Annotated in this window: 18 protein-coding genes; 8 read left to right on the forward strand and 10 right to left on the reverse strand. The window is 73.3% G+C overall.

Annotated features, from left to right (window positions below; genetic code table 11):
* Positions 1 to 120: 120 nt before the first annotated feature.
* The 3 genes from ACZ4VT_RS11560 to ACZ4VT_RS11570 form a co-directional block, all read right to left on the reverse strand.
* On the reverse strand, positions 121 to 3258 hold the full coding sequence (locus tag ACZ4VT_RS11560) for an efflux RND transporter permease subunit (RefSeq protein ID WP_467948614.1): 3138 nt from the start codon (positions 3256 to 3258) through the stop codon (positions 121 to 123).
* 147 nt (positions 3259 to 3405) lie between these two features.
* The gene (locus ACZ4VT_RS11565) at positions 3406 to 4134 is read right to left on the reverse strand and encodes a response regulator (RefSeq protein ID WP_467948616.1); all 729 of its coding nucleotides are present in this window, start codon (positions 4132 to 4134) and stop codon (positions 3406 to 3408) included.
* Positions 4135 to 4215: 81 nt separating this feature from the next.
* Positions 4216 to 5037 carry an adenosylcobinamide-GDP ribazoletransferase gene (locus ACZ4VT_RS11570; protein WP_467948618.1) on the reverse strand — a complete coding sequence of 274 codons (822 nt, stop codon included), beginning with the start codon at positions 5035 to 5037 and terminating at the stop codon, positions 4216 to 4218.
* A gap of 70 nt (positions 5038 to 5107) precedes the next feature.
* On the opposite strand from ACZ4VT_RS11570, the gene ACZ4VT_RS11575 reads away from it, so the two are divergent.
* Positions 5108 to 5881 (forward strand): hypothetical protein, encoded by a 774-nt coding sequence (locus tag ACZ4VT_RS11575; RefSeq protein WP_467948620.1) that lies wholly within the window; start codon positions 5108 to 5110, stop codon positions 5879 to 5881.
* Positions 5882 to 6025: 144 nt separating this feature from the next.
* Here ACZ4VT_RS11575 and pspAA read toward each other — a convergent pair whose 3' ends face one another.
* Together pspAA and ACZ4VT_RS11585 are read right to left on the reverse strand one after the other, a co-directional pair.
* The gene (pspAA, locus tag ACZ4VT_RS11580; protein WP_467948621.1) at positions 6026 to 6304 is read right to left on the reverse strand and encodes a PspA-associated protein PspAA; all 279 of its coding nucleotides are present in this window, start codon (positions 6302 to 6304) and stop codon (positions 6026 to 6028) included.
* 13 nt (positions 6305 to 6317) lie between these two features.
* The gene (locus ACZ4VT_RS11585) at positions 6318 to 7112 is read right to left on the reverse strand and encodes a PspA/IM30 family protein (protein WP_362812277.1); all 795 of its coding nucleotides are present in this window, start codon (positions 7110 to 7112) and stop codon (positions 6318 to 6320) included.
* Positions 7113 to 7382: 270 nt separating this feature from the next.
* Between ACZ4VT_RS11585 and ACZ4VT_RS11590 the strand changes: the two genes are divergently transcribed.
* Complete coding sequence (locus tag ACZ4VT_RS11590; protein WP_467948624.1) at positions 7383 to 7982, forward strand: DUF3043 domain-containing protein; 600 nt, start codon at positions 7383 to 7385, stop codon at positions 7980 to 7982.
* Between the two features lie 74 nt (positions 7983 to 8056).
* Positions 8057 to 8764 carry a class I SAM-dependent methyltransferase gene (locus ACZ4VT_RS11595; RefSeq protein WP_467948625.1) on the forward strand — a complete coding sequence of 236 codons (708 nt, stop codon included), beginning with the start codon at positions 8057 to 8059 and terminating at the stop codon, positions 8762 to 8764.
* A 73-nt stretch (positions 8765 to 8837) separates the two neighbouring features.
* On the opposite strand, the gene ACZ4VT_RS11600 is transcribed toward ACZ4VT_RS11595, so the two are convergent.
* A complete protein-coding gene (locus tag ACZ4VT_RS11600; protein WP_467948626.1) occupies positions 8838 to 9050 on the reverse strand; it encodes a hypothetical protein in 213 nt (70 codons plus the stop codon).
* Between the two features lie 115 nt (positions 9051 to 9165).
* Here ACZ4VT_RS11600 and ACZ4VT_RS11605 point away from each other — a divergent pair, with 115 nt between their 5' ends.
* The 5 genes from ACZ4VT_RS11605 (at position 9166) to ACZ4VT_RS11625 (ending at position 15495) form a co-directional block, all read left to right on the forward strand.
* Positions 9166 to 10380, forward strand: coding sequence for a bifunctional adenosylcobinamide kinase/adenosylcobinamide-phosphate guanylyltransferase (locus ACZ4VT_RS11605; protein WP_467948627.1), 1215 nt, complete (start codon positions 9166 to 9168; stop codon positions 10378 to 10380).
* Positions 10381 to 10514: 134 nt separating this feature from the next.
* Positions 10515 to 11579 (forward strand): nicotinate-nucleotide--dimethylbenzimidazole phosphoribosyltransferase, encoded by a 1065-nt coding sequence (cobT, locus tag ACZ4VT_RS11610; protein ID WP_362812262.1) that lies wholly within the window; start codon positions 10515 to 10517, stop codon positions 11577 to 11579.
* Positions 11580 to 11662: 83 nt separating this feature from the next.
* Entirely contained in the window at positions 11663 to 13564 is a 1902-nt protein-coding gene (locus tag ACZ4VT_RS11615) for a phosphatidylglycerol lysyltransferase domain-containing protein (protein ID WP_467948628.1), read from the forward strand.
* Complete coding sequence (locus ACZ4VT_RS11620) at positions 13561 to 14259, forward strand: hypothetical protein (protein WP_467948630.1); 699 nt, start codon at positions 13561 to 13563, stop codon at positions 14257 to 14259. The genes ACZ4VT_RS11615 and ACZ4VT_RS11620 overlap by 4 nt, the downstream gene beginning before the upstream one ends.
* A gap of 30 nt (positions 14260 to 14289) precedes the next feature.
* Positions 14290 to 15495, forward strand: a complete 1206-nt coding sequence (locus ACZ4VT_RS11625) for a sensor histidine kinase (RefSeq protein ID WP_467948632.1) — start codon at positions 14290 to 14292, stop codon at positions 15493 to 15495.
* 180 nt (positions 15496 to 15675) lie between these two features.
* Here the strand turns inward: ACZ4VT_RS11625 and ACZ4VT_RS11630 are convergent, their stop codons facing one another.
* From ACZ4VT_RS11630 to pelF, 4 genes are read right to left on the reverse strand one after another with little or no spacing between them, the layout of a single operon-like run.
* Positions 15676 to 16494, reverse strand: a complete 819-nt coding sequence (locus ACZ4VT_RS11630) for an endo alpha-1,4 polygalactosaminidase (protein ID WP_467948634.1) — start codon at positions 16492 to 16494, stop codon at positions 15676 to 15678.
* Positions 16491 to 17183 (reverse strand): spherulation-specific family 4 protein, encoded by a 693-nt coding sequence (locus ACZ4VT_RS11635; protein ID WP_467948636.1) that lies wholly within the window; start codon positions 17181 to 17183, stop codon positions 16491 to 16493. The genes ACZ4VT_RS11630 and ACZ4VT_RS11635 overlap by 4 nt, the downstream gene beginning before the upstream one ends.
* Complete coding sequence (locus tag ACZ4VT_RS11640; RefSeq protein WP_467948638.1) at positions 17180 to 18721, reverse strand: hypothetical protein; 1542 nt, start codon at positions 18719 to 18721, stop codon at positions 17180 to 17182. Before ACZ4VT_RS11640 ends, ACZ4VT_RS11635 begins: the two co-directional genes overlap by 4 nt.
* Positions 18718 to 20280 carry a GT4 family glycosyltransferase PelF gene (pelF, locus tag ACZ4VT_RS11645; protein ID WP_467948640.1) on the reverse strand — a complete coding sequence of 521 codons (1563 nt, stop codon included), beginning with the start codon at positions 20278 to 20280 and terminating at the stop codon, positions 18718 to 18720. Before pelF ends, ACZ4VT_RS11640 begins: the two co-directional genes overlap by 4 nt.
* Positions 20281 to 20291: the final 11 nt, after the last annotated feature.

The following is a 20291-nucleotide window of genomic DNA, read 5'->3' on the forward strand; positions in this document are numbered from 1 at the left end:
CCCCCCCCCGCCTCCCCCCCCCCCCCCCCTCCCCCTCCTCCCCCCCCCCCCCCCCCCCCCCCCCCCTCCCCCCCCTCCCCCCCCCCCCCCCCCCCCCCCCCCCCCCCCCCCCCCGCGCCGTCAGACCTTCGCGGGTTCGCCGTCCGTCTCGTCCGCGGCTTCCTGCGGGGCCGGGACCACCGTCAGGCGGGACCGCTTCTTCTCCCGGCGGCGCTCCTTGCGGAGTTCCACCATCGTGTAGAGGGTCGGCACCAGGAGCAGCGTCAGCAGGGTCGAGCTGACCAGGCCGCCGATCACCACGACCGCGAGCGGCTGCGAGATGAAGCCGCCCTCGCCGGTGACGCCCAGCGCCATCGGGAGCAGCGCGAAGATCGTCGCCAGGGCCGTCATCAGGATCGGGCGCAGGCGGTGCCGGCCGCCCTCGATGACCGCCTCGACGACGCCCAGGCCTTGGGCGCGGTACTGGTTGACCAGGTCGATCAGGACGATCGCGTTGGTCACCACGATGCCGATGAGCATCAGCATGCCGATCATCGCCGGGACGCCCATCGGGGTGCCGGTGACGAGGAGCAGGCCGAGCGCGCCGGTCGCCGCGAACGGGATGGAGACCAGCAGGATCAGCGGCTGGACCAGCGAGCGGAAGGTCGCGACCAGCAGCATGAACACGATCGCGATGGCCGCGAGCATGGCCAGGGCGAGCGAGCCGAAGGCCTCGTCCTGGTCCTCGGAGACGCCGCCGATGGAGGCGGTGGCGCCCTCGGGGAGGTCCAGGGCCTTGAGCTTCGTCTGGAGCTCGGCGCTGACCGCGCCCGTGTTGTCGCCCTGCGGCCTCGCGGTGATGGTCGCGGCGCGGGCGCCGTCGATCCGGGTCATCGCGACCGGGCCGGCGACCTCCTTGACCTCGGCGATGTCACCGAGCTTGAGCGGGCCGACGGGGAGCGCCTGCAGTTCGGCCAGGGTGGTGGCCGGCTGCGCGGACTTGATGACGATGTCCCGCTCGGTGTCGTCCAGTACGGCCTTGCCCGCCGGGTTGCCCCGTACGGCCTGCCCGACGAGTGCGCCGAGGGCGGCCTGGTTCAGGCCCGCCTCCGCCGCCTTGGGGGTGGCGGTCACCGAGATCCGGGGCACGGACTGGGACAGGTCGCTCTGCACGTCGGTGACGTTGTCGAGCTTCGCCACCTCGGCGCGGACCTGCTCGGCGGCCTTGGCGAGGACCTCGCCGTCACCGGCCTTGACGACCACGCTGAGGTTCTGGCTGCCGAAGGCGTCGCCCGCCGAGATGCGGGTGTCGCCGATGCCGTCGAGCGCGGCCAGCTTGTCCTCGATCTGCTTCTTCACGGCCTCCCCGTCGCCCGCGTCCTTCAGCGAGACCTGGTACGAGGCCTGGTTGGAGCCCGTACCGCCGCCGAAGGCCGCGAGGAAGCCGGAGGAGCCGACGGTGACCTGGTGGCTCTTGACGCCCTCGACCGAGGCGAGGACCTTCTCGATCTTGCGGCTCGCCTCGTCGGAGGCGGCCAGCGAGGTGCCGGGGGCGAGCTCCTGCTTGACCGTCAGGACGTCCTGCTCGCCCTGGTCGAAGAAGTTGGTCTTCAGCATCGGGGTCATCCCGAAGGTGCCGAGGAGGACGACCACGGCGATGGCCACACTGGTCAGGCGGCGCCGGGTGGCGAAGCCGAGGACCCGTACGTAGAACTTCTGCAGCCGGCTGCGCGCCTCCTTCTCCTCGGCCTCGCGCCGGGCCCTGGCCGCGCTCTCGGCGTCCCCCGCGGTGACGCCCTTGGGCGCGCTGAGGAACCAGTACGAGAGCACCGGCACGACCGTCAGGGAGACGAGCAGCGAGGCCAGCAGGGCCGCGGTGACGGTGAGCGAGAAGGAACCGAAGAGCTCGCCGATCATGCCGCCGACGAGGCCGATCGGCAGGAAGACGGCGACGGTGGTGAGCGTGGAGGAGGTGACCGCGCCGGCGACCTCCTTGACCGCGGTGATGATGGCGGCCTCGCGCTCCTCGCCGTAGCCGAGGTGGCGCTTGATGTTCTCCAGGACCACGATCGAGTCGTCGACGACGCGGCCGATGGCGATGGTGAGGGCGCCCAGGGTCAGCATGTTGAGCGACAGGTCGCGGGTCCACAGCACGATGAGCGCGAGGACCACGGACAGCGGGATGGAGACCGCGGTGACCAGCGTCGAGCGCAGCGAGGCCAGGAACACCAGGATCACGATCACCGCGAAGAGCAGGCCGAGCAGGCCCTCGGTGGTGAGGCTGGAGATGGACTTGGCGACGGCCGGGCCCTGGTCGCTGACGACGGTCAGGTCGGCGCCCGCGCCGAGGGTGGAACGCAGCTCGGGGAGCTTGTCCTTGACGGCGTCGGAGATGGCGACGGCGCTGCCGTCCTTGTCCATGGTGAGGACGAGGGCGAGGCTGGGCTTGCCGTTGGTCCGGGTGATGGAGTCGGCCTTGGCCGCCTCCTGCTTCACGGTGGCGACGTCGCCGAGGCGGACGGCCGGCTTGCCGGGTCCGGGGCTCAGGCGCAGCTCCTCCACCTGGGCGAGGGAGGTGTAGCCGGCGCCGACCCGGACGGTGCGGTTCTTGCCCGCCTCGTCGAAGGAGCCGGCGGGTACGGCCGCGCCGCCCGCCTGGAGGCCCTGGGCGAGCGCGGCGCCGTCGAGGCCGGCGGCCGCGAGCTTGGTCTCGTCGGGGGTGACGGTGACCTGGAGGTCCTGGACGCCGTCGACGGTGACCTGGCCGACGCCCTCGATGTCCGACAGGACGGGGACGACGGAGCGTTCCAGCTGGTCGGCGAGCGCCTGCTGGTCCTTGTCGGAGGTGACGGCGAGGATGACGGTCGGGATGTCGTCGGTGGAACCGGCCACCACCTGCGGGTCCACCTCGGCGGGCAGCCGGACGCGGGCCCGGTTGACGGCCTGCTGGACGTCGGCGACGAGCTGCTTGGTGCCGCTGTCGCCGTAGTCGAAGGTGGCCATGATGAGGGCGTTGCCCTCGCTGGCGGTGGAGGTGATGCCGGTGATGCCGTCGACGCCCTTGAGCATGGCCTCGATCGGTTCGACGACCTGCTTCTCCACCACGTCGGGCGAGGCGCCCTGATACGGCGCGAGCACGGACACCATCGGCAGTTCGATGGACGGCAGCAGCTGCTGCTTGAGCTGCGGGATGGCTATGGCGCCGAAGAGGAGCGCGACGATCGACACGAGGCCGACCAACGCCCTTTGGGCAAGGCTGAAGCGGGACAGCCAGGACATGGTTATGGGATCTCTCTGCAGTGACGAACGCGAGGGCACTCCCACCCTGTCCCATCACCGGGGTGCGTTTCGTCGCTCGCAGGTCCCGTCCTTATGTGCGGCATACCGCGTCCGTAGTACGCCGCACCACCGCCGACTACTCCCGCACTACTCCGCGCGGGGCCGGACCAGTCCCGATTCGTAGGCAATGACCACCAATTGCGCCCGGTCGCGGGCGCCGAGCTTGGCCATGGCCCGGTTCACGTGGGTCTTGACGGTGAGCGGGCTGACCTCCAGCCGGCCGGCGATCCCGTCGTTGGACAGTCCGGCGGCGACGTGTACGAGGACCTCGCGCTCCCGGACGGTCAGCGCGGCGAGCCGCTCCGCGTGCATTCCGGCCGAGGCTCCGGCGGCCGCCGGGTCGGCGCCGCCGCCCTGGGCGAGGAAGGTGGCGATGAGCCCCTTCGTGGCGGCCGGAGAGAGCAGCGCCTCACCGGCGGCGGCGATGCGGATGGCGTTGAGCAGCTCCTCGGGCTCGGCCCCCTTGCCGAGGAAGCCGGAGGCGCCGGCCCGCAGGGCCGAGACCACGTACTCGTCGACCTCGAAGGTCGTCAGCATCACCACGCGCACGGCGGCGAGTTCCGGGTCCGCGCTGATCATGCGGGTGGCGGCGAGCCCGTCGGTGCCGGGCATCCGGATGTCCATGAGCACGACGTCGGCGCGGGTGCGGCGGGCCAGTTCGAAGGCCTGCGCCCCGTCGGAGGCCTCCCCGACGACCTCCATGTCGGGTTCGGAGTCGACGAGCACCTTGAAGGCGCTGCGCAGCAGTGCCTGGTCGTCGGCGAGCAGCACCCGGATGGGCGGGGCGGCGGGCAGGTCCGTCGGCGTGTCGTCCACGGGGCGAGCGTACGCGGGCCCGCCCGGGCCGGCCGCACGGGTCCCGTCGGACCGGACAGTTCCGGATCCCTGCGCGCCGGATCAGCCCAGGGCGAGAACGATCAGGGCGGTGGTCGCCGCGACCTCGGCCAGGGCGCCGAAGACGTCGCCGGTGACCCCGTCGAAGCGGCGTACGCAGCGGCGGAGCAGGAACTGCGCGGCGAGCAGGGCCACGAGGACCGCCGCCGCGGACCGGCCGGCGGCGGGCAGGCCCAGCGGGAGGGCGGCGGCCGCGGCCGCGGCGACGGCGAGCACGGCGATGCCGGCGGCGACGGGCCGCGGGACCACCCCTGCGACGGCGGCGCCGAGGCCGCCGGGGCGGGCGGCCGGGATGCCTTCGCGGCAGGCCAGGGTCATGGCGGCGCGGGCCGTCACGGCGGCGACCACGGCGGCGAGGGCGCCGCGGATCCAGCTGTCGGCGTACACGTCGGACAGGGCCGCCGCCTGTACCAGCATCACGATCACCAGGGCCACGACACCGAAGGGGCCGATGTCGGACTGCTTCATGATGCGCAGGGCCTCGCCGGCCGGTTTGGCGCTGCCCAGGCCGTCCGCCGTGTCGGCGAGCCCGTCCAGGTGCAGCCCGCGGGTCAGCGCGGCCGGTACGGCGACGGTGACGGCCGCGGCGAGCAGCGGGCCTGCGCCGAGGAGCAGCAGGAGCACTCCGGGGACGGCCGCGAGCACGCCCACGACCAGCCCGGCGAACGGGGCGCAGGCCATCCCGGTGCGGGCGGCGGGACGGTCCCAGCGGGTGATGCGGGCGGGCAGCACGGTGAGCGTGCCGAAGGCGAAGCGGAGGCCGTCGGGGAACGAGGCGCGTTCCGGGGGCGGCGTCAGGGGCGGACCATCGAACGAATCTGTCATCGGCGGGAACGCTACCTCTTCGGCGTGAGCGGTAAATTACCCATTACGTGCCAAATAGGGAGTCCGTGGGATGGGTCACTGGTGGTATCGGAACATCGTCGAACCGGGGAAGCTCCCCCTCCTGCTCGCCCTGGTCTCCTTCGTGGTGTCGTTCCTGGTCACCCGTGTGATCACCCGGATGATCCGGGCCGGCCGCGGCCCCTTCAAGAACGTCACCCCGGGCGGTCTGCACGTCCACCACGTCGTCCCCGGCGTGATCCTCGTGATCATCGGCGGTTTCGGCGCGGTCGGCGCCGGCCGGTACGGCTTCGGCGGGGCGCTCTCGGCCGTGATCTTCGGGCTCGGTGCGGGCCTGGTCCTGGACGAGTTCGCGCTGATCCTGCACCTCGACGACGTCTACTGGAGCGAGCAGGGCCGCAAGAGCGTGGAGATCGTGGTCGTGACGGCGGCGGTGGTGGCCCTCGTCCTGGGCGGGTTCGTGCCCTTCGGGGTCAACGACCTGACCCCCGAGGAACGCCAGAGCCGCGGGCTGGTCGCCATGAACGCGGCCTTCAACTTCTTCCTGGCCCTGATCGCCCTGTGGAAGGGCAAGGCGCGCACCGCGCTCTTCGGCGTGATCGTGCCGTTCGTGGCGCTGGCCGGGGCGATCCGGCTGGCCCGGCCCGGATCGCCGTACGCGAAGAGGTTCTACGCGAACCGTCCGCGCGCCCGCGCCAAGGCCGGGCTGCGCGCCTTCCACCACGACCGGCGCTGGGCGCGGCCGCGCCGCAGGTTCGAGAACTTCATCGGGGGCACCCCCGACCCCGAGCGGAACGCGGTCTCCCTGGAGAAGCCGCCGCAGTGACGGGGGACGTGCGACGACGGGCCCTCCCCCGGAAGGGGAAGGGCCCGTCGTGACGTCCGGTGTCGGTGGGTCCGTGCGTCGGTGGGTCCGTGCGTCGGTGCGTCCGTGCGCCGGTGCGTCCGTGCGCCGGTGTGCCCGTCGGACTCAGCCCGGGATCAGGCCGTCGTCGCTGAGCATCTCCCTGACCTCGTCGAGGCTCGCGTCGGGCCCGGGCAGGATCAGCTCGGACGGCTCCAGCGCGTCGTCCGGGAGCGGCCGGCCCAGCCGCCGTACCGCTTCGAGCAGGGCGCCCAGCGTGCGCCGGAAGCCCTCCGAGTCCCCGCTCTCCATCTCCGCGAGCAGTTCGTCGTCCAGCTTGTTGAGCTCGGCGAAGTGGCTGTCGGACAGCTCCACCTGACCTTCCCCCATGATGCGGACAATCATGACGGGCCCCGTCCTACTGCTTGTCGAACCGGTGCTGGGTCTGCGACGGCTGGGCGTTGCCCTGGGCACCGCCCTCGATGGCCTGCTGCTGCGCGGACGGGCCGCCCGCCAGCTCCGCCTTCATGCGCTGGAGCTCCAGCTCCACGTCCGTACCGCCCGACAGGCGGTCCAGCTCGGCCTGGATGTCGTCCTTGGAGCCCAGCCCGCTCTGGTCGTCGAGCGCGCCGGAGGCCAGCAGCTCGTCGATCGCGCCGGCGCGGGCCTGCAGCTGGGCGGTCTTGTCCTCGGCCCGCTGGATGGCCAGGCCGACGTCGCTCATCTCCTCGGAGATGCCGGAGAAGGACTCCGCGATCCGGGTCTGCGCCTGGGCCGCGGTGTAGGTGGCCTTGATGGTCTCCTTCTTCGTGCGGAAGGCGTCCACCTTGGCCTGGAGCCGCTGGGCGGCGAGGGTCAGCTTCTCCTCCTCGCCCTGCAGGGTCTGGTGCTGCACCTCCAGGTCGCTGACCTGCTGCTGGAGCGAGGCGCGGCGGGACAGGGCCTCGCGGGCCAGGTCCTCGCGGCCGAGGGCGAGGGCCTTGCGGCCCTGGTCCTCCAGCTTGGCCGACTGCCCCTGGAGCTGGTTCAGCTGCAGCTCCAGGCGCTTGCGGGAGGTCGCCACGTCGGCGACTCCGCGGCGCACCTTCTGCAGCAGCTCCAGCTGCTTCTGGTACGAGTAGTCGAGGGTTTCGCGCGGGTCCTCGGCCCGGTCAAGGGCCTTGTTCGCCTTCGCGCGGAAGATCATCCCCATACGCTTCATGACACCGCTCATGGGCTTCGCGCGCCCCCTTCTAGACGGACTGTGCTCCAGGTCACCGACAGAACCCACAGTACGGGCCCTGTCTCCATTACCGCACTGTTCGAGTACGGATGCGCTCCTCCTCCAGGACGACTACAGCCACGCCGTATCAGGCGTAAGGAGTAGGTGATCCCAGGAGAGGCGGACACCGCACACACCGTGCAAGGGGAAGACGCCCGCCGTTGCCGGATCGTTCCCCACCGGGGTGGGGCCCGTGCCCACAACCACGTAGGCTTGGGTTTTGTGTTTGGTAGCCGCTCCTCCAAGGAAGAGAAGGCCGCCGCCACCGACAAGGTGAGCGCCGACCTCTCGCAGCCCCGTGATCCGCAGGCCCCGAAGGGCCGCCCTACGCCGAAGCGTGCTGTGGCCCAGTCGCAGCGCAAGTCCGTGGTGGCCTCGACCGGCAACCGCAAGGAGGATGCCAAGCGAGCCCGTGAGCGCCGCAGGTCCGAGATGGCCAAGCAGCGCGAGGCGCTGGCCAGCGGCGACGAGCGTTACCTGCCCACCCGGGACAAGGGTCCCGTCCGCAGGTACGTCCGCGACTTCGTGGACTCCCGCTTCTCCGTCGCCGAGATGTTCCTGCCCCTGGCCGTGGTCATCCTGGTGCTCAGCATGATCCGGCAGCCGACGATCCAGAACGCCGCGCTGCTGCTGTGGCTCGGTGTGATCGTGCTGATCATCCTGGACTCCATCGGCCTGGTGTTGCGCCTGCGCAAGGCGCTCAACGAGCGCTTCCCGAACGAGCCGCGCCGCGGCGCGGTCGCGTACGGCCTCATGCGCACCCTCCAGATGCGCCGGCTGCGCCTGCCGAAGCCGCAGGTCAAGCGCGGGGAACGGCCCTGAGTCGATTCTCCGAGGGCGCGCGGATCTGGCTCGAGGGCCTGGGCGGACTGCGCAACGCCGTCCGGCAGGAACTGGTGGGCCGGCAGGTCGACGAGCAGATCGCGCAGCGCTTCCCGGTCGGGCAGCGGCTGCGCGTCCTCGACGTGGGCATGGGCCAGGGCACGCAGGCGCTGCGGCTGGCCCGGGCCGGGCACAAGGTGACGGGTCTGGAGCAGGACCCCGGCATGCTGGCCGTCGCCCGTGAGGCACTGGCCGAGGAGCCCGCCGGGATCCGCGACCGGGTGCAGCTCATGGAGGGGGACGGGCGCGAGACCGGCGCCCACTTCCTGCCGGGGAGCTTCGACGTGGTGCTGTGCCACGGGGTGCTGATGTACGTGCCCGAGCCGGACGCCATGCTCGCCGGGCTGGCCCGGATGCTGGCCCCGGGCGGTCTGCTGTCCCTGCTGGTGCGCAACGGCGACGCGCTCGCCATGCGGCCCGGGCTGGACGGCGACTGGAAGCGCGCGCTGGACGCCTTCGACGGCACCGACTACACGAACCGGCTGGGCCTGGACGTGCGCGCCGACCGGCTCGCCGGGCTGACGGCCACGCTGTCCGGGATCGGCGCTCCGCTGGGTGCCTGGTACGGCGTACGCGTCTTCACCGACGGCACCGAGGCGGGCGAGGTGCTGCCGCCGGACGAGGAACTGGAGCGGCTGCTCACCGCCGAGGACCGCGCGGGGCGGACCGACCCCTACCGCGGCGTGGCCGCGCTGCTGCACCTCTGCGGCGTGCGCGGCTGACCCGCTGCGCGGGGGTCACGGGGGCTCCGCCCCCGCACCCCCGCGCCTCAAACGCCGGCGAGGCTGGATACCGCTACGCGTCCAATGCGGCGCGCAGGCTCATCGTGTAGAGCTCGGTACCGCTGTCGTCGGACAGCTTCACCTGCTCGGCGCCGCCTTCCAGCAGGTCCTTCCAGTACTCTCCGATCCAGGACTCCGCGTCCCCCTGCGTGGTGAACTCCTCGGGTACCACCGACGGGCTCGTCTCCGTGCCGTCGGCCGTCTCGAACCGCCACGTCCACGCCATGTCCGCCTCCGTTGCTCGTCCGCTGCTCGCACGCATCTCGCACGCTTCTCGCCTTGAGTCTGCCCGCAGAGTAACCGGGCGCGCAGCAGTCTCGGGGACGCGGGAGGATCATCCTGTGGAACTCACTCTGCTCGGCACCGGCACACCCGAAGGCCTGCCCCGTCCCGGCTGCCCCTGCGCGGCCTGCGCGGTCTCCGTCGGCGGGCGGTCCCGCGCCGCCACGGCCGTACTGGTCGACGGGGCGCTGCTCCTCGACCTGACCCCCGGTGCCGTGCTGGCCGGCGCCCGGGCCGGGCACTCGCTGGCCGGCGTACGGCAGGTGCTGCTGACTCACCCGCACGACGGACCCGCCGTGGAGCTGCCGCCCGGGCTGCCGGCCGCCGGGCGGGTCCCGGACGGGCGCGAGCTCGCGGTGATCTCCGGGCACCGGGTGCGGGCGGTGCCGATGGACGCGCCGGGCACCGGGTACGAGGTGACGGGCCCGGACGGCGGCCGGCTGCTCTACCTGCCGCCCGGCGGGGCCCCGGCCGGGACGGACCACGGGACCGCGCAGCGCCCGTACGACGTGGTGCTCGCCGATGTGCTGGGGCGGCCCGGGGCGCTCGCCCGGCTGCGGGCGAGCGGCGCCGTCGGCCCGGCCACGGACGTGATCGCCGTCCACCTGGACCACAACGTCGCGCCGGGCCGGGAGCTGGAGCGCCGGTGCGCGGCCTCCGGGGCCCGGGCCGTGCCGGACGGGACCACCGTGACCGTCGGGGAGTACCACCCGGTGCCGGACCTGCCGCGCCGGACCCTGGTGCTGGGCGGAGCCCGCTCGGGCAAGTCCGTGGAGGCGGAGCGCCGGCTGGAGTCCTTCCCCGAGGTGGTCTACGTGGCCACCGGCGGCACCCGCGACGGGGACGCGGAATGGGCGCAGCGGGTCGGCCTGCACCGGGAGCGCCGGCCGGGCAGCTGGCGGACGGTGGAGACCTGTGAGCTGGTTCCGCTGCTGGCCGGGGAGGGGCCGCCGCTGCTGATCGACTGCCTGGCGCTGTGGCTGACGGACGCGATGGACCGGGCGGGGGCCTGGGACGACGCCGTCTGGGCCGAGAGCGGCCAGCGGCGGCTCGGCGAGCGCACCGCCGGGCTGGTGGCGGCGGTGCGCGCGACACGGCGTCACGTGGTGCTGGTCAGCAACGAGGTCGGCTCGGGCGTCGTCCCCGCGACTCCCTCGGGCCGCCGCTTCCGTGACGAGCTGGGCCGGCTGAACGCGCGGGTCGCGGGCGAGTGCGAGCACGTGCTGCTGGTCGTCGCGGGGCAGGCGAGCGTACTCAAGGAACCACCGGCGTGACCCCGTCGGGCCGGCCGTGAACCGGGGCCCGGAACCGGGCCGGCGGCCGGGCCCCGAGAGGCCTCCCGGAACCTGAACTCGGGGCCTTCGCCCAAGGCCTGAGGGTGCGCCTCACCGGCTGTACCCTCTGGCAGATGAGCACGCTGAATCTCGACGACTTCTCCGATCTGATCGAGCGCCCCGACGGGGGCGTCCGGCGTGATGCCGAGGAACGCCGTGAGCGCCTCGCCGTACCGCCCGGCGCGCTGGGCCGGCTGGACGAGCTCGCCGAGTGGCTCGCCGCCGCGCAGGGGCAGGTGCCGGTCAAGCCGATCGAGCGCCCCCGCGTGGTGCTGTTCGCCGCCGACCACGGGATCGCCTCCGCGGGCGTCTCCGCGCGGGCCGCGTCCACCGGCCACGAGCTGGTGCGGGCCGTCCTGGACGGGGCCAGCCCCGTCGCCGTCCTCGCCGGCCGGCTCGGCGCGACGATACGGATCGTCGACGCCGGACTGGACTGCGATCCCGGGCTGCTTCCCGCGGACGTGACCGGGCACCGCGTGCGGCGCGGCAGCGGCCGCATCGACGTGGAGGACGCGCTGACGGCCGAGGAGGCCGAGGCGGCGGTCCGGCTCGGGATGCGCATCGCCGACGAGGAAGCCGACTCGGGCACGGACCTGGTCGTCCTCGGGGACCTCAGCGTCGGCGGGACCACCGTCGCCGCGACCCTCGTCGCCGCGCTGTGCGGAACCGATGCCTCGGTGGTCACGGGCCGCGGCGGCCTGCCCATCGACGACCTGGCCTGGATGCGCAAGTGCGCGGCGATCCGCGACGCGCTGCGCCGGGCCCGCCCGGTGCTCGGCGACCAGGTCGCGCTGCTGGCGGCGGTGGGCGGCGCGGACGTGGCCGCCATCACCGGTTTCCTGCTCCAGTGCGCGGTGCGCCGTACGCCGGTCATCCTCGACGGCGTGGTCTCGGCGGCCTGCGGGCTGGTGGCCCAGCGGGCCGCGTTCCGGGCGCCCGACTGGTGGCTGGCCGGTCAGGCCAGCGGCGAACCCGGCCAGGCGAAGGCACTGGACCGGATGGCACTCAACCCTGTGCTCGACCACGGCGTCACAGTGGGCGAAGGTACCGGGGCATTGCTGGCTCTCCCCCTCGTCCAGGCGGCCGCCGCACTCGCGGCGGAACTCCCTGAGCGGGCGGCGGCCGAGCCGACGGAATGAGCCACCGGGGCCCGCGGTCCTGACCAGGCCGTGGTCCCCGACCGCCCAACCACGGACAGCGGCGCCCCATATGATCGCTTTTTATGGGAGAGGTCCGTTTGACCAGCGCAGAGACCGACCGCACCGCCTCACCGGCGACCGGTCCGTCATCCGGCAGGAAAGGGACCGGCGGCAACCCCGCCGGCAAGGCAGCGGGGGGCGGCCGGGAGGCCGGACGGGAGCCGGGCCGCGAGGCCGGACGGGAACCTGGCCGGGGGTCCGCCCGCTCGCGGCGCGGCGCCGCGTTCGCGGTCTGGTACCTGCGCGCCGTCACCTTCGTCAACTTCCTCAGCGCGGTGTGGGTTTCGCTCGGGCAGGACCTGCGGCGCCACAACGTCGAGGACTTCTACACCCCGTACATGCTCACGGCGGGCTTCGCCTCCGGGCTCTTCACGCTGCTGCTCGCGGTCACCCTCGGCCGCCGCAAGCGCGCCTCCTGGATCCTCAACCTCGTCCTCAGCGGCCTCCTGGCGCTGCTGCTCGCCTACGCGCTCTACGCGTACGAGGAGATCCGCGAGCACCCGCAGAACTGGGTCTCCCTGGCCCTGACGGCCGCCTTCACCGGCGCCCTGCTGCTGGGCCGCCGCGAGTTCTACGCCAAGGGCGACCGCTCCAACCCGGCACTGGCCACCGCCGTCGCCGCCGTCGGCCTGCTGGTCACCTCGCTCGTCGCGGCCCTGCTCGTCGGCGCCGCCAACACCGCCCCGCACAGCTCCGAGGCCACCTTCCTGGCGCGCTGGAAGTACGGCGTGATGCGGCTGATCACCCTCGCACCGGACGACCGGGCGTACGAGGCGATCACCACGCCCGCCTGGGTGGACGTCGTCATCAACGTCATGTCGATGCTGCTGCTGCTCGCCGTGCTCTTCGCCGCCTTCCGCTCCCGCCGCGCCGTCGACCCGATCAGCGAGGAGGACGAGGAGCGGCTGCGGGCGCTGCTGGCCCGCCAGGGCGACCGCGACTCGCTCGGCTACTTCGCGCTGCGCCGGGAGAAGTCCGTCATCTGGTCCCCCACCGGCAAGGCCGCCGTCACCTACCGCGTCGTCGGCGGGGTCTCGCTGGCCTCCGGCGACCCCATCGGCGACCCCGAGGCCTGGCCCGGCGCGATCGATCCGTGGCTGGCCGAGGCCCGCGAGCACGGCTGGGTGCCCGCCGTGATGGGGGCGAGCGAGGAGGCCGGGCAGATCTACGCCCGGCACGGCCTGGACGCGCTGGAACTCGGTGACGAGGCGATCGTCGAGACCGCCGAGTTCACCCTGGAGGGCCGCGCCATGCGGACCGTCCGGCAGGCGTTCAACCGCGTCAAGCGGGCCGGGTACACGGTCCGCATCCGCCGCCACGCCGACATCCCGGCCGAGGAGATGGCCGAGCTGGTGCGCCGCGCCGACGACTGGCGCGACGGCGCGACCGAGCGCGGCTTCTCCATGGCGCTGGGCCGGCTGGGTGATCCCGCGGACGGTCAGTGCGTGATGCTGGAGTGCACCGACGGCAACGGCGGCCTGCGGGCCGTGCTGTCCTTCGTACCGTGGGGGCCCAAGGGTCTGTCGCTGGATCTGATGCGCCGCGACCGGGACTCCGAGAACGGTCTGATGGAGTTCATGGTCATCGAACTCCTCGAACGCTCCAAGGAGATCGGGGTCACCCAGGTCTCGCTGAACTTCGCGATGTTCCGGTCCGTCTTCGAGCGCGGGTCCAAGCTCGGCGCGGGTCCGGTGCTGCGGATGTGGCGTTCGCTGCTGAGCTTCTTCTCCCGCTGGTGGCAGATCGAGTCCCTCTACCGGGCCAACGCCAAATACCGGCCGATCTGGGAACCGCGGTTCATGCTCTTCGAGAAGAGTTCGGACCTGCTGCGGATCGGTGTCGCGGCCGGCCGGGCCGAAGGCTTCCTGGAAGCCCCCGGCCTTCCGAAGTGGCTGCACCGCAGACACCTGGAGACCCGCCGTTGACAGCGTGGAACACCTCCCCCCTCCGGCGGTTCGCCCGCCGTGAGTGGGGGCCCCTGTTCCGGACCGTCCGGAACGCGCTCGTCCGCGACAAGTGGCGGGCGATCCCGATGACCATCGGCGCGGTCTGTCTGACCTCCGTCTTCCAGATCGTGCAGAACACCTCCTGGGGCTTCCAGCCGGTCCAGAACCTCGGATCGGTCAAGGCCGCCGACCCGCTCTGGCTTGCCCTGCTGCGCACCCCCCTGTCGCTGTTCGTCCCGGCCCTGGACCTGCCGGTGTGGGGGGCGCTCGCGCAGATCCTGCTCGTCTTCGGGATCTCGGAGATCTGCATCGGCTGGTGGCGCACCCTGCTGATCGGCTACGTCGCCACCCTCGCCGGGACCACGTACGCGAGGATCGGGCTGGCGCTGGGCCACGACCATCCCTTCGGCCTGCCGGTGTCCGACCGGATCGTCAACGACACCGGGCCCTCGGCGGCGGTGGTGGGGCTCGCCCTCTACGTCTGCTGGCGCTACCGGGCGTACCTGACCGGCGCCGTCGTGATCCTGGCGATGATCGGCGAGGTGCTCGTCAAGGACAACCTGGCGGGCAAGGAGCACCTGGCGGCGATCGCGGCGGTGATGGCGGTGTGCGTGGTGCGGGCGCAGTGGTACCCGGTGCGCACCCGCGCCGCCGTCGGGCAGCCACCGCCTTAGGAGGTGCCGGGCAGGCCGTACCGTATCGGGGTGACGACAGACCTCGGGCGGTTCGCCCCCACCCGGCAGTGGATGCGGGCCCATCCGCTCGCGACCGACGCCGTGCTGGCGTTCGGGGCGTTCACGGCCATGGTCGTCGGCTCCTTCGCCGATCCGCACGGGCCGCACGGGCCCACCTTCGGGACGCGCACCCCCGATCCGTTCTCGCTGCTGCTGATGCTGTTCGGCGCGGCCGCCCTGGTGTTCCGGCGCCGGCAGCCGCGCGCCGTACTGGCCGTGACCTGCGGGCTCTCGCTGCTGGAGCTGACCACCGGGGAGCCGCGGGCGCCCGTCGTCATGAGCGCGGTGATGGCCCTGTACACGGTGGCCGCCCGCACCGACCGGCCCACGACCTGGCGGATCGGGCTGCTCACCATGGCCGGGCTGACGGGCGTGGCGATGCTCGCCGGGCCGCTGCCCTGGTACGCGCAGGAGAACATCGGGATCTTCGCCTGGACGGGCATGGCCGCGGCCGCCGGGGACGCCGTGCGCAGCCGGCGGGCCTTCGTCGACGCCATACGGGAGCGGGCCGAGCGCGCCGAGCGGACCCGGGACGAGGAGGCCCGGCGGCGGGTCGCCGAGGAACGGCTGCGGATCGCCCGGGATCTCCACGACGTGGTCGCCCACCACATCGCGCTGGTCAACGTGCAGGCGGGAGTGGCCGCGCACGTCATGGACAAGCGGCCGGACCAGGCCAAGGAGGCGCTGGCCCACGTACGGGACGCCAGCCGGTCGGCGCTCAACGAGCTGCGGGCCACGGTGGGGCTGCTGCGGCAGTCCGGTGACCCGGAGGCGCCGACGGAGCCCGCGCCCGGGCTGGGCGTCCTGGAGGAGCTGGTGGACACCTTCCGGCACGCCGGGCTGCCGGTGAAGGTGATCGTGCAGCTGGACCGCGAGGCGGGGGCGCTGCCGGCGGCGGTGGACCTGGCGGCGTACCGGGTGATCCAGGAGGCCCTGACGAACGTGCGCAAGCACGCGGGGCCGGGGGCCCGGGCCGAGGTGAGCGTGGTCCGGGTCGGGCCGTCGGTGGAGGTGACCGTGCTGGACGACGGGGGCGCGGAGCCGTCCGCCGCGGAGCCGGGGGGTGGGCACGGGTTGCTCGGCATGCGGGAACGTGCCGGTGCGCTGGGCGGCTCCTGCTTCGCGGGCCCCCGCTTCGGCGGCGGCTACCGCGTCCACGCCATCCTCCCCGTCTAACCCCCCGGGCTCCGCCCGAACCCGCCCGACTCCCCCGGGCTCCGCCCGCACCCTTCCCTCTCGGCGGGGCCGATTCCAGTCTTGGCCGGGCCACGTCCAGCCCGCCGGAGGGGCTGGACTGGCGCGGCGCGAGCCGGAATAGCCCGGCGCAGGCGGGAGGGTGTGGTGGGGGCCGGAGGGCTACGGGCAGGGGCGGCGCCAGGCGTCCAGGTCGTGCCGTTTCCGCAAGGAGCTCAGTTTCAGTTCGCGCGAGCGGTCGCAGAAGCGGCCGGCCGGGAGTTCGTACTCCACGTGGAACACGGCCTTCCCCGCCTCGATGAACGGCGTCAGCAGCTCGCACTCGTCGTACTGCGCGCACTGCTCGTTCACCGCGAAGTCGAACGCGTCGACGAGCTGCGGGATCTGGTCCAGGTCGTTCTTCAGGCCGACCGCCAGGCCCCGGTCGTGGGCCAGCTTCGCGATCAGCCGGTTGTACCGGAGCTGGTCGTCGGCCGTGAGCGGGAAGCCGGACGTGTTGCGGTACGCGTCCATGTTGTCCGGCTCGACCGCGTCGAAGCCCTTGTCCCGGCACATGTCGAACCGTTTGGCCATCAGCGGTTCCAGCTCGGTCACGCGCCGCACGTCCAGCCAGCGTTCCCCCTCCCAGCCGTTGCCCTTGCCGATCAGGTCCTTCGGGAAGGCGTCCGCGTCGGGGCGGAAGTCCTCCCAGGCTCCGGTGGAGAGGTAGCAGATGGTCTTGCGCCCGGCCTTCTTCAGCTCGGCGACCTGTTCCCTGGTGGTGGTGAACCCGTCGACGTCGTAGACGGGCGCCTTCACCGAGGTGTCGAGCTTCCCGGTGAGCTGCCACTGCCAGCCGACGCCCGGCGGGGGCCGCCAGAGCTCCCCCGGCGCCTGCTCGGGCCACGGGTACGGCTCGTCCTCGCCGTCGTCCGGCGGCCCCGAGGTACAGGCGGCGAGCAGGAGCAAGGGCAGGAGCAGCAGGAGTCCGAGCCGTTTCATCCGGCCGCCTCCAGGGCGTACGGGAGGGTCCCCCACGGGTGTGCGCCGGTCCCCGGGACCGCGCAGTGCACGCCCGCCCGGCGTTCCTCGGCGAGTTCGGCGGCGGGCGCGCCCGGCGGGACCGCGTACACGAGGTGGCAGAACCGCTGGGCGGGGTGGTCCGCGGTCCAGGGCGGTACGGCGGCCGCGTCCCGGTAGGCGTCCCAGGGGCCCTCGAAGGTGACGAGCAGGTCCGCGAGTTCGGCGTAGCCGGGGTGCGGGTGGACCCCGTGGTTGAGCACGAGGGTGCGGGCGCCCGCGGCGCGCGCCGCGACCGCGAGCCGCCCGTAGTGCGGGAGGAGTTCCGGGTCGGCGCAGGCCTGGTCGAGGAAGGCCCCGTCGGTGGCGTACCAGTCGCGGTGGCGCAGCAGGTCCTGCACCACCGCGGCGTGCGGGCGCCGCCCGTAGTCGGTGTCGGCGTACCCGAGGACGGGTACGCCGGCCTCGCGCAGCCGCTCGGCGACGACGGCGAACCGTTCGTCGGGGGCGGCGCCCGGCCCGTTGTCGGGGTTGAGCACCACCGAGTGCAGCCGGCCGGCGGAGCGGATGAGCCGCTCCCAGGCCTCGGGCCGGTCGGCGGGGTGCTCGTAGAGGGGCACCAGCAGCATGGGGTCCTTCTTCTCCTGCGTCTCGTACGTCTCGTACGTCATCGGTGGGCGGTGGCGCGGCCGAGGAGCAGGCAGACCAGGGCGGCCAGGACTGCGGCGGCGGTGCCCGCCACCACCAGCTGGACCGCGCGGGGCTGGCCCAGCCCGGTCAGCAGGGCCAGGCTCTGGGCGACGGCGGCCGAGGCGCAGACGGCGGCGGCGGGCCGGACCGCTCCGAAGGACTGCAGGAGCAGCCCCGTCCACATCACCGCGCCGAGCAGCAGCAGGGTGGCGACCCGGACTCCGGTCAGGCCGGGGGCGCCGGGCCACAGGAGGGTTCCGGTCAGGCCGAGGAGCAGCAGCACGGTCAGGTAGACGGCGAGGCACCGGGCCAGTGTGCCGAGCATCCGCTGCCGGAAGGCGCCGGGCGAGCGGGCTCCCTGGAGCCCGGAGAGGCTGCCGCTGCGGAACCGGTGGAGCAGCCATTCGGCGGGACCCATGCTGAGGGTGAGGGCCACCGCCGACGGCGCGGCGACCGCTTCGGCGGGGCCGCCGGCGAGCACCTCCCCGAGGGCGGCGTACAGCACGAGCAGGCCGGTGCCGAGGCCGAAGACCCCGTACGGCACGGAGTCCCCGAGGCGGGGCCCGCGGGCCGCACGCTCCTCCTCGGCGCCGCGCAGCATCCGCCAGCGCACGGGGCCCTTGCCGGGCCGGCGCGCCGCCCAGCCGCGGATCCGGTGCACGGCGGCCCGTGTCCCGTCGGCCAGCGGGAGTTCCCGTACGGCCAGGGTGCAGGCGGCCGCGAGGGACACCACGAGCAGGGTGACGCGTACCGGCACGGGCAGGTCGACGAAGAGCACGAGCAGCGCCCCCGCGGCCATGGGGCCGAGGGCGGCGAGCAGCACCCGCTCCCGGCCGAGGACCAGCAGGACGGTGGCGGCCCCGACGTAGAGGGCCTGTCCGGCGGCGAAGGCGTAGGAGAACGGCGGCCCGCCGGGCACGGCCAGCGCCGCGGCGGTGCCCAGCAGGGATCCGGCGGGGGCGCCGACGAGCAGGGTCCGCCCGGCGGCGGCCCGGTCGCCCATGCCGAGCCAGGAGTAGGCCCGGTGGGACAGGGTCTGGTCCCAGACCCAGCCGATGAGCGCCCCGGCGAGCAGAGTGAGCGTTCCTGCGGGCAGGCCGAGCCGGTCCTGGGGGCCTTCGAGGAGGGGTGCGCCGAGGAGGTAGGCCAGGCCGGGCAGGGCGAAGATCACCCCGCGCAGCAGGCAGGCGGTGAGGGAGACCTTCCAGGGGTCGGGGGCGGCGCCCGGGTCCGGGAAGGAGCGCGGGACCCGGGCGTAGAGCTCCTCGGCGAGGCCGAAGGAGTCGTGCCGGCCGTAGGTGAGCCGGATGTACTCGTCCGTCATGCCGTCGGATTCGAGGATGGCGGCGATCTCGTCGGGGTGGACGGCGGCGGAGATGAACCCGTCGAGGCGTTCGGCGAGTTCGTCCATCGGGTCGGCGGCCGGGTCTGGGTCGTCGCGGCGGGGCCGCGGGACGGCCGGGAGCGTGTCGGCGCCGTTGCCGGCGCCGGGCGGCTTGAGCCAGAGGGATCCGCTCACCACAGGCCCCCTTCGGCGGAGTCGGTCCGGGGACGTCCGAGGGCGGCGAGTTCGCGGTACCAGGGGTCGGCGAGCCGCTGGGTCCAGCTGTCGCCGGCGTGGACGGGCAGTACGGGCTGGCCGGCGAGTTCCCGGTAGATGTGCCGGAAGCCGTCCACGGACTGGTGGAGGGTGAACTTCTCCACCACCCGCTTGCGGGCCAGCCGGCCGAGTTCGGCGCGGCGTTCGTCGTCGCGGAGCAGGGCGAGGGTGGCGCGGGCCATCGTGTCGGGCTCGCGCGGCGGGACGACCAGGCCGGTGTCGCCGACGGCCTCGCGGACCCCGCCGACGTCGGTGGAGACGGTGGTGCGGCCGCAGGACATGGCTTCGATGATGCTGAAGGGGAAGCCCTCGCTGATGCTGGAGAGCATCACGATGTGGCCGGCCGCGTAGGCCCGGGCGACCTGCTCGATGCGGCCCTCGTACGTGATCCCGTCGCTCACCCCGAGTTCGGCGGCGAGTTCCTCCAGGCGGAGCCGGTACTCCTCGCAGCCGGCCGGGACCGGTCCGAAGAGGCGCAGCCGCAGGGCGGGCAGCTCCTCGCGCATGAAGGCGTAGGCCCGGATGAGGGTTTCGAGGTCCTTGATCGGGTCGATGCGGCCGCACCAGCTGAGGGTGGGCACGTCCGGTTCGGGGCCGGCCTCGGGGAAGGCGTGCGGGTCGACGCCGTTGTAGACGGTGCGGATGCGTTCGGAGTCGGCGCCTCCGCGCTCCTCCCAGCGGCGGTTGTACTGGTTGCACGGGGTGATCAGGTCGGCCTGCCGGTAACCCTCGGTGTTGAGCTCGCGGTAGAAGCCGAGCATGAGTGCCTTGACGGGCCAGCGCTGGCCGGCGCTGCGGTAGCCGAGGTAGCGCTCGCGCAGGTAGATGCCGTGCTCGGTGAGCAGGAAGGGGACCCCGTCGAGGTGTTTGGCGGCGAGGGCCGGGAGGGTGGCGAGGCCGCTGCTGACGGCGTGGGCGACGCTGTCGGGCGGGATCCGTACGCCGAGCGGGCGCAGCGCGTGTTCCAGCAGGTCGGTGGCGGTGAGCGCGTCGTGGATGGTGGGCGCGGCCGCGGCGGTGGTGAGGCCGGGGCGGGTCCATACGGTCGTCAGCAGCCGCAGAACCGATTCGGAGCGCAGGGCCGGGGCGAGTTTTCCGGCCCGGGCGAGGACGGCCAGTTCGCGCAGTGCGGCGGAGAACCCGTGCCGGGCGGGGTCACCCGCGGGGTCGAGCAGGGAGAGCAGGAAGGCCTCGTAGACCTCGGTGAAGCGGCGGTGGGCCTTGCCGCGCAGGGCCGAACGGCGGCCGAGGCGCCCCTTCGACGGGGGTGGCCCCCAGAGCGGGACGGCGGTGTGCCGGTAGACGTTGCGCGGCAGTTCCCAGGTGACCGGCTCGCGTCCGGAGCCGGTCAGGGCTATGACGTTGAAGTCGACCTCCGGCATACCGCGTACCAGTTGGTCGCACCAGGTGCTGACGCCCCCGTGGACGTGCGGGTAAGTGCCTTCGGTGAGCATGGTGACGTGACGCCCATGACTCATACGGTGTGTCC

The organism is Streptomyces sp. NPDC029164 (assembly GCF_055563995.1).

Bases quoted from the DNA above. Each gene is read 5' to 3' on its own strand.
- ACZ4VT_RS11560 (WP_467948614.1), bottom strand. From the start codon at position 3,258: ATGTCCTGGCTGTCCCGCTTCAGCCTTGCCCAAAGGGCGTTGGTCGGC.
- ACZ4VT_RS11570 (WP_467948618.1), bottom strand. From the start codon at position 5,037: ATGACAGATTCGTTCGATGGTCCGCCCCTGACGCCGCCCCCGGAACGC.
- ACZ4VT_RS11575 (WP_467948620.1), top strand. From the start codon at position 5,108: ATGGGTCACTGGTGGTATCGGAACATCGTCGAACCGGGGAAGCTCCCC.
- pspAA (WP_467948621.1), bottom strand. From the start codon at position 6,304: ATGATTGTCCGCATCATGGGGGAAGGTCAGGTGGAGCTGTCCGACAGC.
- ACZ4VT_RS11585 (WP_362812277.1), bottom strand. From the start codon at position 7,112: ATGAGCGGTGTCATGAAGCGTATGGGGATGATCTTCCGCGCGAAGGCG.
- ACZ4VT_RS11600 (WP_467948626.1), bottom strand. From the start codon at position 9,050: ATGGCGTGGACGTGGCGGTTCGAGACGGCCGACGGCACGGAGACGAGC.
- cobT (WP_362812262.1), top strand. From the start codon at position 10,515: ATGAGCACGCTGAATCTCGACGACTTCTCCGATCTGATCGAGCGCCCC.
- ACZ4VT_RS11615 (WP_467948628.1), top strand. From the start codon at position 11,663: ATGGGAGAGGTCCGTTTGACCAGCGCAGAGACCGACCGCACCGCCTCA.
- ACZ4VT_RS11630 (WP_467948634.1), bottom strand. From the start codon at position 16,494: ATGAAACGGCTCGGACTCCTGCTGCTCCTGCCCTTGCTCCTGCTCGCC.
- ACZ4VT_RS11635 (WP_467948636.1), bottom strand. From the start codon at position 17,183: ATGACGTACGAGACGTACGAGACGCAGGAGAAGAAGGACCCCATGCTG.
- pelF (WP_467948640.1), bottom strand. From the start codon at position 20,280: ATGAGTCATGGGCGTCACGTCACCATGCTCACCGAAGGCACTTACCCG.